Here is an 869-nt window from a genome sequence, read left to right as displayed (position 1 = left end):
GGCCCATGTGTGCCGCACCGTCGCCCGCCGCGCCGAGCGCGCGGTGGTGGCGCTTGGCGCGGCCGAGCCGGTGCGCGATGCGCCGCGGCGCTACCTCAACCGGCTGTCGGACCTGATGTTCGTGCTGGCGCGCGTGCTCAACCGCCTGGATGGCGGCGACGATGTGTACTGGAAGAGCGAGCGCATGGCGCGTGCGGAGTCCGGCGCGGCCTGACTGGCACCGCCGCCGGCCTGAAATCCGCCGCCACGGCGGTCAGCGCGGCGCCAGCATGGCGATCGTCAGGCGCGACACGCAGGTCAGCTCGCCTTCGTCGTTGACCATGTCGATCTGCCATACCTGCGTGGTGCGGCCGATGTGCACGGGCCTGGCGGTACCGGTCACCCAGCCGCTGCGGGCCGAGCGCAGGTGGTTGGCGTTGATGTCCAGGCCCACGGCATGCCAGCCCTCGGGCGAGGCGTACACCGCGCCCACGGAGCCGAGTGTTTCGGCCAGCACCACGCTCACGCCCCCGTGCAGCAGCCCGAACGGCTGCTTGGTGCGCGCATCAACGGGCACGCGGGCGCGCAGGAAATCTTCGCCGATCTCGGTGAACTCGATGCCGAGGTGGGACACGGCGGTGCCTTCGTTACCGGCTTGCACGGTGGGCAGGTCGATGGGGCGCTTCCAGATGGGCATGGGGACTCCTTGCGTTGGTGGGTGGGGCCCGCCCGCCGCGGGCGGCCGGGAAAGTGGCCCGGATTATCCGGCGCCCTTGCCGCCGCAGGAGTCGCTCAGGCGCGCATGGTCCCCGTGCGCACGTAGCGCTCGTGCCAGGACAGCGCCTCGCCCAGCAGGTGGGGCGTGTGGCGGCCGCAGCCGCTGGCCTCGG

Annotated in this window: 2 protein-coding genes; one reads left to right on the top strand and one right to left on the bottom strand. The window is 72.5% G+C overall.

Going from position 1 to position 869, the window contains the following annotated elements:
- Positions 1-214, top strand: a 214-nt coding sequence (locus AC27KI_RS26080; RefSeq protein WP_487116749.1) for an ATP:cob(I)alamin adenosyltransferase, incomplete at its 5' end; no start/stop codon positions are given.
- 39 nt (positions 215-253) lie between these two features.
- Here the strand turns inward: AC27KI_RS26080 and AC27KI_RS26075 are convergent.
- Positions 254-676 carry a hotdog fold thioesterase gene (locus AC27KI_RS26075; protein ID WP_284430440.1) on the bottom strand — a complete coding sequence of 141 codons (423 nt, stop codon included), beginning with the start codon at positions 674-676 and terminating at the stop codon, positions 254-256.
- Between the last annotated feature and the right edge of the window lie 193 nt (positions 677-869).

The sequence above is a fragment of the Acidovorax sp. KPB24-03 genome, from assembly GCF_057546605.1.
Note: the sequence above shows the minus strand (reverse complement) of the source record. Positions and strands in the feature narration are given on the sequence as shown.

Excerpts from the sequence above, each read along its gene's own strand:
- AC27KI_RS26075 (WP_284430440.1), bottom strand. The coding sequence starts at position 676 with ATGCCCATCTGGAAGCGCCCCATCGACCTGCCCACCGTGCAAGCCGGT.